The sequence below is a fragment of the Methylobacter marinus A45 genome (genome assembly GCF_000383855.1).
In the GTDB taxonomy this organism is placed as follows: Bacteria; Pseudomonadota; Gammaproteobacteria; order Methylococcales; family Methylomonadaceae; genus Methylobacter; species Methylobacter marinus.
Window position 1 is genome coordinate 2,743,394 of record NZ_KB912877.1, and the last position, 15,038, is coordinate 2,758,431.

Consider the following 15,038-nt stretch of genomic DNA (forward strand, 5'->3'; position numbering starts at 1 on the left):
GTTTTTTTGTATTCATGATAGATATGTTGACACGTTTGTTTGCAAGGTTATCGATGGCGCTATGGTTGAGCGCCGTATTGTCCGGGCAGGCCGCCGCCCATGTCGGGGAGCATCACAGCCAGAACTGTTTTGCCGAGGTAGGCGGCATCAGACTCAGGCTGAGCGGCTACCAGTTCCAGCCGGGATTGGAGAATGAGCATTTTTGCCGGATTTTCCCTGAACTCGGGCAGATCATTATCGCGGTCGAACCGCTGGAGGAAGGGCAGGAAGACAAGCTGATCGCGCTGGAATTGCTGGAACTGTTGTCATGGACCGACGGGCTGTTAAATAACGGCACGGCTTTTACTGTCATCAAGCAACAGCCGGCCAAGCCGTTCGGGGACGGGCTCATTTCCATTCAGCAAACCATCGGGCAACGCGGCATTTACGGCCTGGACATGACCATCCAGGACGAGGCGGGCCAGCTCCTGCATCAGCGTTTTTTATTCCTGGTCGGCATCCCGGTCAAAAAGATACTGGCGGCTCTGGCCGGCCTGGTGCTGCTGGGGCTGGCGGGCTGGAAGATAACGAAAAAGGATTAACAGGGCGACTTAACTGAATATTTCACCACGAACGACTGCATGGGCAGATATTTGCTCCTGCAATATCTGCATTTACCCCATCCCTGGGGCTCATGCAGGAGGTAGGTAGAAAACTGCTCCTGCGTTTTCGACATTCGCCACATCCCTGTGGCTTAGCACCAACAGTAGGCGCTTTAGGCGCAGCTTCCGCTCCTGCTCTCGCTAAGTACCTACATCCCTGTAGGCAACGCAGGAGCAGCGTAGCGGTGTGCCGAGGTCACGAATGCCTCCCAGGACAGGAAATGATTCCGTCATTTCTCTGCATTCACCCCATCCATGGGGATTATGGAGGCGGTAGAATGGGGTCTGGAACAGCCATCGAGAATACGAAGAAAATCATTCGATTAATTTCCATGCGGCGCAATACGGCTTTGCCTATTGCGCCTTATGAATTGCGCCTTATCGCGTTAGTGCTTACTGTGGCCGGGGCTAAGCGGTTTTGTCACCGTGCGAATTTGGTAAGACGCATGACACGCGACGCATTTGCTCATGGAGTCGCTCAATTGGCGTAGTGTGAGTTTAGGGTCTTTTTTTGATTCCGCGTCCGAAGCGATTTGATCAAAATCCTGATGCAAGGACATGCCCAACCCCATAAATTCTTTGGGCAATACACCCTTGAGGTGATCCTCGGCTTTATGCGCCATGCTCATACCTAAAGGACGGGCGTGTTGGGCAACCGCTGCCATGTCATCTTTGGAAAGTGCGGCCAAGATGTTTTGCGTGCCGGATAACAAAGCCCGCATTTCCTCAAGCACATGACCGCGTTGAGCCTCGGAAAGTTTGAGGGTTTGGCGATCGTCGTGGTCGCCTGCAAAGGCAGCGGTTGCTAGCAGCGAGTAGGCAATGATTGCTATTGATTTTTTCAATTGAAGCTCCTTGGTTGAAAGTTAAGTGGCCTAATGTTAAGCATAACCGGACGTAAACAGCTGAGCGCAACGTAGCTTTTTGCGGTCCGAGTTTATGCGTTTGTTATGCATTTTCTTCGTGTTTTTTCTGCCAGAAAGATAATTGATAATCATCATAATCTTCTGGATTATCAGGAATATAAAACTCAACGACGCAAGGCTTATTTGGGAAAAAGTATGCTAGCCTTGCCTCGTAGGTTTCTTTTAGTGCATTGCCTAATACAATCAACTTATCTGGAGAAATATCTTCACAACCACGATATTGTAAATCTGCTATATGTAGATGATTTATTACCCATTCCACAGACGCAGGAGTGCTTCCTTCTCGAGTTTCAAAACCTCGTATATTTTCAATAAATTGATCATCAACCGGTTCATCGCTTTGAAAAATATAGTCTTCAAATTCAATGAACTTAGGGCAGAAAATAGTTACATAGCCAACAGCCAAGGAAAAACTACCCGAACAACTAATCCAGCTTTCAAGGTCAATTCCTTGTCCATTGTTCCATACTCCTAATTCGTCTTTCATGCTGTCAGGTATGTTCATAGATTTTTACACATACCGCCGAAGTTCACCCGACGCGGGCCGCGGAGCGGTACGCGGTAGGGTGAGGCACCGATTTAGGCCCTGAGCTCTCACAGCATCCCCAGCGCTTCAAGGCTTGCTTTTCCAATCGCAACACGTTTGCTTGCGTCGGATGCCTCCTGAATGTCGATATTTAATGCAAAGGTATACACGCGATCATCTTTTTGTACCCATCCGACCCACCAGCCAACACCACGGCCAGGCGCATTCTCCCAACCCGTTTTCCCATACAGTTGCCAATTATCACCTTGCTCTAAATAGACAATCTCTCGAACACTCTCTTGGACATCCTCACGTATTGGCAGCTTGCTCTGAGCCAGCCTAGCCAGAAATCTGGCCTGCTCGACTGCGCTAATCTTGAGCGGTCCTTTAAGCCAGAACGTATCGACGGTCGCACCTATATTCCTATTTCCATAGCCAAGCTTCGAGACGTTCGCGCGCATTCGCTCTAGGCCAACGCGACGGGCAAGCTCTTGGTAGATAGGGACATTGGACAGCGCGATAGCCTCACGCAATCCCATATCTTTTTCCCATGCATCGAAAGGCTGCGGCTTACCACCGTAGGGCAGGACATTATCAACACTATTTACCGCTCCGACAGAAAGGCCAATCAAGCTATTTGGAATCTTGAAGGTAGAGGCAGGAACGAAGCGCACTATAGAACGGGCCTGATTGTGACCGACAAATCTGCCTGCATCGACATCATATAGTACGAAAGTTCCTGTCACGCCTGCTTTTTTGAATAACTCCCCAACTGCGGCGCTGTCCTTCCAGTTTGTCGAGCAGCCTTGCAGGGTAAAAAGTGCGAGTAACGCGGTGAGTAGCTTCATGATATTCCTTCTTGGCATCACGCCAGAATTAGGCTACTCCGCCCGGATCGCCTTTATGTACTTCATAGCGCAACTCTGCCATACCGGTGCTCATCTGACGGACAGACACCAAGCACAAAACCGGACTTAACACCCTTCGGGGGAAAAGCGGCTTGCCCTTCACGAGGGTGGCTGAACCGATCTGCACGATCATTTCGTCCAGCAGGCCGGCATCATAGAATTGTCCAGCGAGATTACCGCCACCGACTATCCAGATGTTTTTTTTGTCAGCAGCAGCCCGCATTGCAGCATGGACGATGCGCACATCTCCATTGACGAATTGAATGTCCGCGCCTGCGATTACTGGAAGCTTGCGAGTGGAAAATATCCAAGCTGGCTGAGTATATGGCCACTTCGAGCCAGCCTCAGCAGCAACCTTATCTGCATTGCGCACCATCCATTCATAAGTTGCCGACCCCATGGCCAATGCACCCACATCCGCGATGAACTCTGGATAACTGGAGTTGTTCAAATCCCCGAGGGGGAAAAGCCAGTTCAACGAGTCATCTTCAGTTGCGATGAAGCCGTCAAGACTTGTGGCTGCGTAGTACTGAGTTTTCATAGCTTGTTTACTCGCCTCATGCTTCTGCCTAACGCACAGCTAACCCGCGCCGCCCCGCTGGTTCGCGGGAAGCACTCCGCCGCTTTCCTGCGTCTGGTTCAGCGGTTTGTTAGCATTACTGGACTCTACTGCTGAAGGCAGGTCTTTTTCCGTAGATTCAAAATCGGATAGTAGACCAATCGCGCCAGCGGAAAGCTCACCAAAAAAAGAGCTGCCGCAACGACCTTTGAAGCTCGATAAGCCTTCTCGCCGCGCTTGACTCGCTCCCACTCTTTCTTAAGCAGGGATATGGAGTTGTCGCGCAATTGGTCACACCCGGTGCGCGCTTCAATCAGCCTGCCCTTCATCATGTGCTGTCTCACCTCCTTCAGTGAGCGCAGGAATTCGTCATTGATTTTCCGAAGCTCCTTATCTTTCTCGTCGGGATTGACCCTCAGGATGACGGCTGTGTATGAACTAAGGGCTTGTTCATGCATCTCAGAAAATGAGGCGTAAAAATCCGAACGCTTCTTACCTTCGGGGTCATTTTTTTTATGCCCTCGTATACCGCGCTTAAGTGGACAATCGCAGATACGAATTTGCATATGTCTTCGCGGAGAGAGTTAATCCAATCCTGTCGGAACTCGGATACCTTCTGCTCCTTCGACATAACCAAGCTAAGGAATGAAAATGCGCCTGCTATTACGGCCGCTAAAATAGCGCCCGCGGCAATAAATGCCTGCGCCGGTAATTGCTCCATCGTTATTCCTTTCTAATGCTAATGCGAAGCTAACCGGGTGCGGGCCACGAAAGTTTGAAAAATTTATAAAGTGCCAAATGGCCGCGCTCCGGTTGAGCGCCATGTTGGACGAAGCCGCTACGCGGAGAAAAAGCTCCTGCGCCCGATTGTTTATAAAATGTAACCTCAAGCCCTCAATGCGAGAGCGTAGGGCGGAATAGCGAAGCGTGTTCAGCCGGATGTTAAATTTCCTGCGGCGCAATACGGCTTTGCCTATTGCGCCCTATGAATTGCGCCTTATCGCATTAATTCTAATCTGAGTGGTCTTGCCATGAGTGCGACTATAGCCTATTTATGCTGCATTGCAAGATCTGACCCCGTCTTTACTTAATCTGGAGATAGCCCCTAGCAACGCCCCTTAACTAACTCTTCATAAGGAGGGTAATTGCCTGCTATTTTCAAAAATTCTTCATATGCCGTACGAAGTTCCTCTTCCACTAGAGAATAAGACAATAACTCATCCTCTAAATCAGCCAATTGCTCGTCATCTGGCGATAACAACTCAATTTCTTTTTCCAATCGCACAATTTTTTCATTTAGCACCTGCACGAGAGTAAAAACAGCTCTTCCACTTAAATTTGCCATTCTAGTCTCCTCTATTTTCTAGGCTTCGATAATTCAATCGCTCGTGCAACAGCATTTCGAGCTAAATTATCTAAAGCGCCTTTATAAGCATTTACCTGCATCAAGTTAGCTCGACTTTCAATCTGATAATGATTCGCCTGAAATCTGGAGTTATACCCAGTAAAACGTATTACCAGCGACTCAGGAATGACCGTACCTTCAGGGATAGGGAATGTAAACCATGAATTACCCTTAAAAACTTTATCTCGGTCAAACAAGGATGTACCACCTCCTGAATGCACCCACTCCTTATCACTGGACAAAACAACATCAGCTTCACGCATACGCCCATTAGATTGCAACCTTGGCTCAAAATCTGGATATAAAATTTCTGGTACAGCTTTGTCATCAACGATTGCTCCATCGGGAAACTGCTCAACCCTTACTGAGCGAAATAAATCAATACCTGTTTTCAACACAAACTCCTTTCTCCTTGTTACCTAATTCTAATGTTGGAAGCAACCGACTGCTGCGCGCGGCAGGTAGCCAGAACGATGTCGGGCGCCAGCGGTCCGGTTGACTGGATTGTTGGACGAAGCCGCTACGCGGAGAAAAAGCCCCAGCGCCCGATTGTTTATAAAATGTAACCTCAAGCCCTCAATGCGAGCGCGTAGGGCGGAATAGCGAAGCGTATTCAGCCGGATGTTAATTTCCATGCGGCGCAATACGGCTTTGCCTATTGCGCCCTATAAATTGCGCCTTATCGCATTGTTGCAAGACCTGACCCCGTCTTTACAAGACCTGACCCCGTCTTTACTTTGCGGAAATTTGTCCGAGTGAATTTGTCTTGTTATATTTCATTTTGCACGCCCTATCATGTCCTTAATTAAATCGGATTCCCTATAACCCTCTACCCAATTCCAACCTGTAAACATAGGCCAAAGGAAGCTACAGAAAGACTTTATGTCATCATATTCTCTTTCGGTAGATTCCATTCGTACAATTGCTTGAGATAAACGATTTAGGAAATCAAACACTTCTGGATCATTTAGATTCACAACATTACGTGTGTATCTGATTTCTTCATTAAGCATACGAAGATAATAAATAATCTCTTTTAAATAGAACTCATTTGACTGAAGAGAATTTGCAATCGCATCCCAGCGATTCTCACCTCTCTTATTATTATTTTTAAAATAGCGTCTGAATTCGGATAAATTGAGCAGCTCTTCTCTATTTTTGTATTCTTGTGAGTCACTAAGTATCAAGAAGGTATCTATGCAGGATAGTTTAAACTCGGTGTATTGGCTTTTCAGTGTCTCAAGCACCATTTTCTTCCTTTTATATTCAGGCATATATACAACTAAAAAGTAGAATATCGAGCTAACAACAAACCCAATGCTTAGTGAATTTATAACGCTTTCGTAACCTTCTTTTCCTGTAGTTTTTATCCCTGCTGTCAGAAGAATAACAGTCAAAACAACCAGAACAATGGTCCACTTCTTATCAAGCATCCGATGTACTCTTTATTGAAATATAACGCTCGGCTCAGCCGACCGCAAAAGCGGCGCACTGAACATAAGAAAATGACACAGAAGCCGTGCCGCTTTTGCGGATCGGTTGGAACCGAATGTTAGGTTCCACGATTCCAAAACCTAAACGCACTGTGGCGAACATAGTTAATTGATAGCGGGATAATAAGAAATAGAAGCATGGCGAAGAATGCGATAGCTGTTTCGGCAAGCTCGGATGTAGAGAAGCGCACAAGAACCTTACCCGATGGTTCGTAATCAGCCTCAAGAGCACTCTTTAGCTTACGAACAGCCTCGTAATCTGACGCTGCATTCGCATTATGCATTGCTTTTTGCAATGTTTCCGCCGTGTGAGAAGGCTGAGCGCCTTCCTTAACTACCCATTCCTTCTCCCAAGAAGCAGTTACGTCCCATGCGTGGTAGAGGCTGATGACAAGGATCAAGAGGGCCGCCACGGATCCAAACAAGGTCAAGAGATTTGTGATTCGATCAAGCATGGCTATATCAGCACCTAACGCCCAACTCAGCGGGCAATTGGGGCGCAGCGTAAATTGATCCGCTGCAGTTGCTTGTTAAGAAGCATTTTCAAGTAGCTCTCCTGCGAGATTGTCAAAATCATACACCTTAACCACTGCCGGAAAATTCATTTTTGAGGCACGGTTCTTTATGATTTCTAGCCTCCGCTCATCAAGATTATCCGTGACTATAGCGAATATGAAAGAAAACTCTTTTCTCTGAACATCACTCAAGCTGTTATACAGTTCCGCTGCTCTGTCTAGAGTTCGAAGGAACATAGAGTCCATATCCATTTTCATGTCTCGCATAAACCGAACTTCTATGGCCGTTAGCTGATTACCCGACCTGGCGACGCCATCAAAAACATAACGGTGTCTACCAAATTCAAACTTCATGTCTGTTTCGATTTTGACACCAAGCTCATTTTCAAGTTTTTCTAAAACAAGCTTTTCAGCCATTTCCGAGTCTCGTCTAGATGTTCGATGGACGGCTGCCATGAGTTTTCTATGAAGCTCTCTTATTTCTCTATTGCTAATTTGAGAATTTTCCTCTGCCAACTGTATTGCAGCTACCAAAGGGTGCTCATGTTGTGACGCTTGACTATTACCAGGCATATTAGCTTGTTGATTCGATGCTTTAGTAATGTCCGAACCTGAGTCCTCTGATTCAATTACTTCTTCGCTATCAACTGCCACCTCTTCGCCAAGTTCTTCGATCTGGTCTTTCAAAGACGCTTTCTGCAAAATATTTACAAAGTGATCTTCATCTTTGAAGTCACTTGGGGCATATAGAACTTTGTGATTCCAATTAAGAGTAATGAAGAATAGAGCAATCAAAGTGAATGGAAATAACATCAGAAACCAGATGTAAGTTGACTGAGCTCCTGCCTCTAACAAAGGAAGAATTGCAGTTCCACTAATTTCTGCCGTGCCAGCAAATATTGCTATAACGGTTAAAGGGTTTTTAACTGTACCTTTTCCTTGCACGATACTCTCCTATGCTTCTTAACAAGTAATTCTCTAAATCTGCATATCTTACATACTGGACCACAGCATCAAAACAATTTTTTCTGAAAGTGTTGTAGTTCTAAGCGGGATAATATACGTAATTTTCAAATAAACAGGTCTAATACCTGTTTTTTACAACTGACTTGCCCAAGCAACTCAGCAATTGGCTGCTATACAGCTAATTATCGTCATTCAAAAAATTCGAGCGAAGGACTGCTTTGTCTTGGTGGAATGCCAGGTTTATATCAAGATTTGCTAATCCAGTTTTATCGAAAAATGTTGGTATTTCCGAAAGATCTTAAAGAATATGCATTGAAATTTAAGGCCCGATAGAAAGTTTTTTGCAGATGAATAAAAACGTCTGTGTCTGAGTCTAATTGCCCGAACATTTAAAAACCCTATCAAAAAATGTTCAAGCTTTATCTCTAAGATTAATAACTACTCTATAAAACCGAGGAGACTTAGAATGAAAAAACTTCTGTTAGCAATGACGACATCGGCTTTAGTTACCTTAATGCCATCCCTATCAATCGCTGGCGCATCAGATAGTTGTAAAGCTTGTCACAATGGTTCGATTGCTCCAACCTTCGACACTTTAAAAAGTAAATACACAACAGTTGATGAATTAGTTGCAGCTGCTAAAAATTCCAAAAATGACATGATGAAAGCCGTTCAAGGCGATGAAGCCAAATTAAAAGCTGCGGCCGAAGAAATCATGAAGGAATAGGCTGAGTCATCCAACTCAATAAACCATAAAAAAACGGGTATAAACCTAAGGAACCTCGAAAAAACTGTGCTTTTGGGCGCACTTTAATCAAAGGGGGACTCGATTGATTTCCCCCTTTGATACTTCGACTCGGCTCACCCCGCGATGTATGAATGTACGATCCTTGGTCGGCGGGGATTAGCCTGTGACAGCTGGCGTCAATTTCTTAATCAGCTCCTGCTGTTTCTGATAGGCATCGGGCAGACTGCCATATTTCAAGGAAGCGGTACAATCATCCAGTGCCTCCTGCAGTCGGCCTAGCCGCATATGCGCATAACAGCGATTGTTGTAGCTGACAGCAAGATCCTCTTTGCTTTGAGTCTCTTCATCAAAAAGAAACGAATGCTGATTGAGAGCCCCCAGCATATTCACCATATCGTTGCGTTCGCCATAGATGACGGAAATTTCAATCGCTGCGGAAGATTGGTAACCGCGACCTTCAGAAGCCGCGACAATGCTGAAATCTTGCAGCGCGGCATCTGACTGTCCTAGTGCCTTATAGGACTTCCCACGCCAAAAGCGGGTTTGAATATCGGCCCCATTATCAATCAGGCCAGTACATTCCTGCACGGCCGCGGCATAAAGTTTCAAACGGTAATAAGCGTGACACTTCAAGAAGCGGTATTCATTGAAGGCATTTCCGCCCATCGCGCTCGCTGCATTCTGATAGGCGATCACATTAACAAACTGCGAGGTCTTGCTATAAACATCGGAGAGATCATCATAAATTGCCGATAGAGCCATGGCCTTTTCCTCTTCATCGGGGAAAAGGGCGTGGTCAATATCGACAAGGGCTTCTTTATACTTTTTTTCGGCATTTTCATAGTGGCCATTGCGGTACCAGGTCTTGCCAGTGAGTTCGTCAAGCATGTAGTTGTTATGCCCGGCATTATTATCAACCAACTGATTTTGACTCCCCATACGGTCGGCAGCCAATTGCAGAATATTGCCCGCATAGCGTTCACCTCCCCGTGTTTTTATCATATCCAGCAAAATAGGCCTTAGTGCCAGGTTAAACTGATGAGTGTCGGTCTTGTTATAAAGATTCAAGGCGGCATAGACCTGATCCGCCAGCGTGGAACTGATGATTTTACTCATGACGGTATCAATGCATTGCTTCAGATCCTCGCCTTCGATTGAATTGCAGGCGACCTGAGCCGTATCAAGAAGGCTTGCATAAAGCTCCACGTAAAGCAGCTTGAGCGGAGAATGATCAGGGGCTTTGCCGGCATAACGTTCGGTAAAGGCGTACATGGCTTCCGGCGAGCCGCCCCATTTGGGCATCAGTGTTTTAAGGCGCAAGGCATAAAGCGCGTAATAGTCGGGGTATTTTTTTATCGAGTCCTGAAAGGCGTTTTCCATCGCGTCCGTATTGCCATTGGCGGACATGATCTTGAGCAATATGAAATAGCCGAAAGGATTATTAGCATCCACGTGGATGGATTTGATCGCATCCGCGGTCGCCAATTTTAAATAATTCCGAAACGCAAGCAGACGATCGTCTTGCGTTTTGGAGGCAAAGTCATAGCCCCGCATCTGCCAACCAGCCTTCAAATAATACTGGGCGCGAATCATATATGCGATGGCGGACTCTTTATCCTGCTTCAGCCAGTCGTTCATATTTTTTAAAAAAGCGTCATTCTTTTCTCTGGGAATGATGTTATCCATGAAAAGATGAAAGGGATAAAAACGCCAGTTTTGTAACTGGCTGCGAGCAAGCATCTCGGCACTGATTTGATTGGCGGCCGCATAATCGCCGCGCTGGATAGCTGCCTTGGCGGCCAGGGCCTTTTCCGATGGCAAGAGGAAAGTACGCGGCTTGTCGAGGAGTTTCGCCGTTTCCTGTTCGATAGTGGCGATCAATGGGGTTTTGTCGGCAATAGTCTTTGTCGAGGCGTCACCCCCGCTGACGCTTTTTAAATTTAGCCACCCGGCCTCGAATACGGCATTCATGCCAGCCCATAATGAGACAATGGCGATACCGCCTACGATCAATAAAGTAGGTGACAAAAACTTTTTCCGGGGGGCGTTCTTATTAACGCTCATGAGTTATCTCCTTGTAGAATTAACGATTATCTATCAGTAACCGGCCGATTCGCGGAATGTGTTGGCGAAACAGGATTTGCATCGCGGAGGCGGCGGGCACATCAAAGGGAGGGGGCAGACTCTGAGGTATCTCCACAAAATAGCCATAAAAAACAATTTGCTATAGATATAAATTGATAGATAAAGTGGTTTTTTTCGGGTCTCACTGCTGTAAATCTTAATCTTTCAGCTTTATCGGAGAGGCCCTATGTCGACCATGAGTTTACTCCATAATCTGATCCAACAGGCGCTTCCTGAACTTCATCGAACCCGGCTTAAAGCGCTCATGCGGCCGTAGAGGCCGGCTTGAAAGGTGTTTCGGTATCACTGACGACGCTGGGACGAGCGCTTTCCGGGCCAGCCTATATTATCAAACACAAAATCAAGCGTATTGACCGTCGCCTTGGTAACCCCAATATCAACAGGCGGCGCGCAAAAAAGAGCCCGGGTTATTGGTTGTATCGCCTTCGCTGAAGCGATTATACGCCGGTTGAGGTCGTGAATTATTATCGTGCTCGCATGCCAATAGAAGAAGGCTTCCGAGACACGAAGAGCACGCATTACGGGAAGGACTTAACCCAAGACAGCCGGATAAGCGCCGACCGCCACGCGAATCTGTTGTTGATTGCAGCGCTCATTATTTTTGCGCTTTGGCTGGTCGGGCTCGGTTTAAAAGGAACGGCCATTGACACACTGGAAGCGGAACCGCTATTTCCGCCGCCAAGGGCTGCGAAATTGGGTGTTCTCGACACGGATTCAGGATAAGCAGGGAGAATCCATACCGCTGGACCTGTTCAGCGCCGCCTCGGTGGCGATTGTTCGGCATATCAAGATCAAAGCTGACGCATCGCCCTATGATCCCGCCTATGACGACTATTTTGCCCGGCGTAAAGCATCACGCCGGGTGAATCCGTTCATATGGGCTGGAATGGTAGCACAAGCTGAATAGCTCCAGTACGGTAATCGGGTTGCCGGGCCGTTAACTCGGCTTTATAAAGGCTTGAGCGGTGTGACGGGAAACTGTCATGCACCGTTCTTAGGGGAGGACAAGGCAGTAATGTCTTGTCCTTACCCGGCAAGGAAAAAACAGACTATTCCAATAAAAGCAGCCATTGGAAATTAATAAATTTACGGTTAGCTGACCTGCCGCTATGTGCCATTAAGGGACTGTCATCACGAATCAAAACGTTGGTAATGATGGACAGGTTAATCTCATTTGCAGCCATTTGAGCTTCTTGACCAAATACGACGAGCTTGGATCGAGGACCGCTCTACTTCATATCTAGCACGTTTTGTAGTGAGGATTACCATTTAGAACGACGATTGCGGGGTTTTCAGAAACTCGATCTCGTCTTCTGTTGATACACGGCCTAGAATTTTATTCCGATGCGGATATCGGCCGAAACGCTCAATGATTGCCTTATGCCTCAGCTCAAACTCGAGGTTGCCTTCCATTCCGGGTTGGCTGAACAGTGATACCGCAAGCGTGTGTATCGGCAACGATTCGCTGTGCATGTATGGCATGTAGAGAAAGGCTCGCTGCATAGCATTCAACTCGTGGTCGGCGTTGAATTGAACGGCTGTTTGCGCCAAAGCCAACGCGAGGTTATCGCAAGCAAAAGCCTTTGGATGATCCCGATAAATATTGCGCGAAAATTGGTCGAGAATAATGATTTCGGCCAGCCGGCCTTTCGCCGATTCTCGCCAAGCATACAGTTCACAGTGTTCCGCGGCAACGTGCAAGGCACCGAAACGGGACTCTATTTGCCGATCCAAGACATCGGAGCGAGTCCACCATTGCTGGGGTGTAATCTCTTCAAACCAAAAAGTCAGTACGTCATCCGGTGTTTGTTGCACTGTTTTCATTTTTTGCCCTTTCATATTTCTCGCCGTACTACATAAATTCTGCCGCCTATTGCTCTCCAGCAAGCCATCAATTTTATAAATGGCAGCATGAGGAAACATCATTTAACACCCCGTCAGTACTTCAGTATTGTGTGTTGGAACTCAATCAAGATTAGGGGAATAACATGAAAAAACTCACCCGATTGACCTGCGTACTGTTATTGGCAAGTCTCGAGGCTTTGGCAGATGATAGCTCGCATTTTGACGTATTAGCGAATCTGGAAACAGGTCCGGGCAATGTGACAGCGACTGCTGACGGACGAGTCATCATGAGCCAGCACCCGTTTTATCAACCCGAATATACGGTCGTTGAGTATAAGGATCAAAAACTGGTGCCATTTCCTTCACACGACTTGGCGGCCACAGACTCGACTGCAGCCTTGAAGCTGGACTCGGTGTTAGGCATACGATCCGATGCCAATGGCGTGGTGTGGATGTTGGACAATGGCATGCGCAGCGGTGTGACACCGAAACTGGTCGGCTGGAATACCAAAACCAATAAACTGCAGCGTTTGATTTACCTGCCTGCCCCTATCGCGCCCAAAGATGCGTTCGTCAATGATTTTGCTTTGGATACCCAACACAGCCACGCTTTTATTAGCGACCCGGCGGGTGGCAATAACGCCGCATTGATTGTGGTCAACCTCTATACCGGTGCCGCGCGGCGTGTGCTGGAAGGCCATGCCAGCGTGCTCCCGGAAAATGTCGATCTCATCATCGATAACGTGCCCATTCAGTTAGCAACCCCGTCAGGCGAAAAAGTCAGGCCGCACATCGGGGTGAATCCCATCACCGAAGATTTGACCAACGAATGGGTTTATTTTGGACCGATGCATGGCCTCAGTCTTTACCGGATTAAAGCAGCCGACTTGATTAACGAGAGTTTAACCGCCGAGCAACTCGCCAACCGGGTTGAGCGTTATAGCGACAAACCCATTTCCGACGGTATCAGCATCGACAAGCAGAATAATATTTATTTGGGTGATCTCACCAATAATGCCATTGGCATCATCGGTTCTGACCGCAAATACCGACAACTCGCCCAGGACCCAAGATTGTCCTGGGTCGATTCATTCAGTTTTGGCCCCAATGGGCAGTTGTATGCGGTGGTCAACCGATTGCACCGCTCTGCCATGCTGAACGGTGGGGATGCCCAGTCGAAACCGCCTTACTATTTGTTGCAAGTCAAAGCCCTGGCTGCCGGCCTGCCAGGACGTTAAAGCACAATATCAAGCGAATCTATCATTCGGCCTATTGCTGCGATTTGTTCGCGCAGCCAGCAATGGGCCGGATCTTTTTCTCGCAATGGGTGCCAGATCATAACCAAGTCGTAATCCGGCAAATCGAGGGGCACCGGGAGAATATTCAATGCGACCATTTTGCTAAACGCCACGGCCAGGCGATAAGGTAAAGACAAAATCATGTCGGTCTGCGTAACGATCAAAGGCGCAGACAGGAAATGCGGCACGATCAGCTTAATTCGACGCTCCAGCCCCAGTTCCGCCAATTTGGCATCGATGACTCCGACCTGGCTGCCTGTTCGCGAAATGAGCATGTGCGGAGCGTCCAAATAGTGCTCCAGAATCGGATTGGCGGAGATTTTGGGATGATTTTTACGTACCGCACAAGCCATGCGGTCCTTAAAGAGATGTTCACAAATCAAATGCGCGGGGGGCTCGAGTACCGAGGCAAAACCCAACACCACATCCAGACTGCCATTTTCCAATTGCATCATGGGAAATGCTGATTCGGTACGTTTGATATGAATGTCGACACCGGGGGCGGCTTGCTCGATTAAGCGGGATAAATCGGGTAGCAGCAAAAATTCCATGTAATCGGTCGCGGCCAGCGTAAAACGACGCTGACTGGATGCCGGGTCGAAGGCTTGCGGCGGTTCCAGTAGCCTTTCCATTTCCCGCAACAAGTTGCGTACCGGTTCCACTAAAGCCAATGCACGATCAGTGGGCTGCATGCCGTTTGGCGTTTTGACCAGCAGCGGATCGTCAAGCTGTTGACGTAGGCGATGCAAGGTATGACTCATAGCCGATTGCGTGACAAACATGCGTTCGGCGGCCCGCGTGACATTGCGTTCCTGCATCAGCACATCGAAAGCCAACAATAGGTTCAAGTCGAAGCTGCGGAGATTGGACATGGTCTATCCTCACTAAAAATTGGCTTCATGGTAACAAAAACCGTGAATGACCGGCATGAACGGTCTTGATGGTGCGATGAACCTTATACATTTAACAGCCGGACGATTTTCACCTACCTTAATCCCTCAGGCGTGTCGTCTAGCCTATACGGTTTACCCCCTCAGGCCAAGCCTCGGCTGGCGACGCGTCC

The 15,038-nt window shown here is 47.6% G+C and carries 17 protein-coding genes; 4 read left to right on the forward strand and 13 right to left on the reverse strand.

What is annotated here, in order from left to right; translation table 11 throughout:
- Positions 1-23: 23 nt before the first annotated feature.
- Positions 24-581 (forward strand): hypothetical protein, encoded by a 558-nt coding sequence (locus METMA_RS0112880; RefSeq protein ID WP_156830498.1) that lies wholly within the window; start codon positions 24-26, stop codon positions 579-581.
- A 446-nt stretch (positions 582-1,027) separates the two neighbouring features.
- Here the strand turns inward: METMA_RS0112880 and METMA_RS0112885 are convergent, their stop codons facing one another.
- The 10 genes from METMA_RS0112885 to METMA_RS27000 all read right to left on the reverse strand — a co-directional run bounded on the left by METMA_RS0112885 (position 1,028) and on the right by METMA_RS27000 (position 7,918).
- On the reverse strand, positions 1,028-1,486 hold the full coding sequence (locus METMA_RS0112885; protein ID WP_020159509.1) for a hypothetical protein: 459 nt from the start codon (positions 1,484-1,486) through the stop codon (positions 1,028-1,030).
- A 103-nt stretch (positions 1,487-1,589) separates the two neighbouring features.
- On the reverse strand, positions 1,590-2,054 hold the full coding sequence (locus METMA_RS0112890; protein ID WP_152565148.1) for a hypothetical protein: 465 nt from the start codon (positions 2,052-2,054) through the stop codon (positions 1,590-1,592).
- A 107-nt stretch (positions 2,055-2,161) separates the two neighbouring features.
- Positions 2,162-2,944 carry a class D beta-lactamase gene (gene blaOXA, locus METMA_RS0112895; protein WP_369798230.1) on the reverse strand — a complete coding sequence of 261 codons (783 nt, stop codon included), beginning with the start codon at positions 2,942-2,944 and terminating at the stop codon, positions 2,162-2,164.
- A gap of 25 nt (positions 2,945-2,969) precedes the next feature.
- Positions 2,970-3,542, reverse strand: coding sequence for a dihydrofolate reductase family protein (locus METMA_RS0112900; RefSeq protein WP_020159512.1), 573 nt, complete (start codon positions 3,540-3,542; stop codon positions 2,970-2,972).
- 125 nt (positions 3,543-3,667) lie between these two features.
- Positions 3,668-4,126, reverse strand: a complete 459-nt coding sequence (locus tag METMA_RS0112905) for a hypothetical protein (protein ID WP_020159513.1) — start codon at positions 4,124-4,126, stop codon at positions 3,668-3,670.
- Between the two features lie 539 nt (positions 4,127-4,665).
- On the reverse strand, positions 4,666-4,905 hold the full coding sequence (locus tag METMA_RS0112910) for a hypothetical protein (RefSeq protein WP_020159514.1): 240 nt from the start codon (positions 4,903-4,905) through the stop codon (positions 4,666-4,668).
- An 11-nt stretch (positions 4,906-4,916) separates the two neighbouring features.
- A complete protein-coding gene (locus tag METMA_RS0112915; RefSeq protein WP_020159515.1) occupies positions 4,917-5,360 on the reverse strand; it encodes a Tse2 family ADP-ribosyltransferase toxin in 444 nt (147 codons plus the stop codon).
- 381 nt (positions 5,361-5,741) lie between these two features.
- Positions 5,742-6,398, reverse strand: coding sequence for a hypothetical protein (locus METMA_RS0112920; protein ID WP_020159516.1), 657 nt, complete (start codon positions 6,396-6,398; stop codon positions 5,742-5,744).
- Between the two features lie 119 nt (positions 6,399-6,517).
- Positions 6,518-6,913 carry a hypothetical protein gene (locus tag METMA_RS0112925; RefSeq protein WP_020159517.1) on the reverse strand — a complete coding sequence of 132 codons (396 nt, stop codon included), beginning with the start codon at positions 6,911-6,913 and terminating at the stop codon, positions 6,518-6,520.
- 75 nt (positions 6,914-6,988) lie between these two features.
- Positions 6,989-7,918 carry a hypothetical protein gene (locus tag METMA_RS27000; RefSeq protein ID WP_020159518.1) on the reverse strand — a complete coding sequence of 310 codons (930 nt, stop codon included), beginning with the start codon at positions 7,916-7,918 and terminating at the stop codon, positions 6,989-6,991.
- Positions 7,919-8,405: 487 nt separating this feature from the next.
- Here METMA_RS27000 and METMA_RS0112935 point away from each other — a divergent pair, with 487 nt between their 5' ends.
- A complete protein-coding gene (locus METMA_RS0112935; protein ID WP_020159519.1) occupies positions 8,406-8,666 on the forward strand; it encodes a hypothetical protein in 261 nt (86 codons plus the stop codon).
- A 177-nt stretch (positions 8,667-8,843) separates the two neighbouring features.
- Here the strand turns inward: METMA_RS0112935 and METMA_RS0112940 are convergent, their stop codons facing one another.
- On the reverse strand, positions 8,844-10,751 hold the full coding sequence (locus tag METMA_RS0112940; protein ID WP_020159520.1) for a DUF4034 domain-containing protein: 1,908 nt from the start codon (positions 10,749-10,751) through the stop codon (positions 8,844-8,846).
- Between the two features lie 724 nt (positions 10,752-11,475).
- Here METMA_RS0112940 and METMA_RS27005 point away from each other — a divergent pair.
- Positions 11,476-11,739, forward strand: a complete 264-nt coding sequence (locus METMA_RS27005; RefSeq protein WP_020159522.1) for a hypothetical protein — start codon at positions 11,476-11,478, stop codon at positions 11,737-11,739.
- 362 nt (positions 11,740-12,101) lie between these two features.
- Here METMA_RS27005 and METMA_RS0112955 read toward each other — a convergent pair whose 3' ends face one another.
- Positions 12,102-12,758, reverse strand: coding sequence for a DUF924 family protein (locus tag METMA_RS0112955; protein WP_232216350.1), 657 nt, complete (start codon positions 12,756-12,758; stop codon positions 12,102-12,104).
- Positions 12,759-12,820: 62 nt separating this feature from the next.
- Here METMA_RS0112955 and METMA_RS0112960 point away from each other — a divergent pair, with 62 nt between their 5' ends.
- Positions 12,821-13,915, forward strand: a complete 1,095-nt coding sequence (locus METMA_RS0112960) for an L-dopachrome tautomerase-related protein (protein ID WP_020159524.1) — start codon at positions 12,821-12,823, stop codon at positions 13,913-13,915.
- On the opposite strand, the gene METMA_RS0112965 is transcribed toward METMA_RS0112960, so the two are convergent.
- Entirely contained in the window at positions 13,912-14,847 is a 936-nt protein-coding gene (locus METMA_RS0112965; protein ID WP_020159525.1) for a LysR family transcriptional regulator, read from the reverse strand. The genes METMA_RS0112960 and METMA_RS0112965 overlap by 4 nt on opposite strands.
- Between the last annotated feature and the right edge of the window lie 191 nt (positions 14,848-15,038).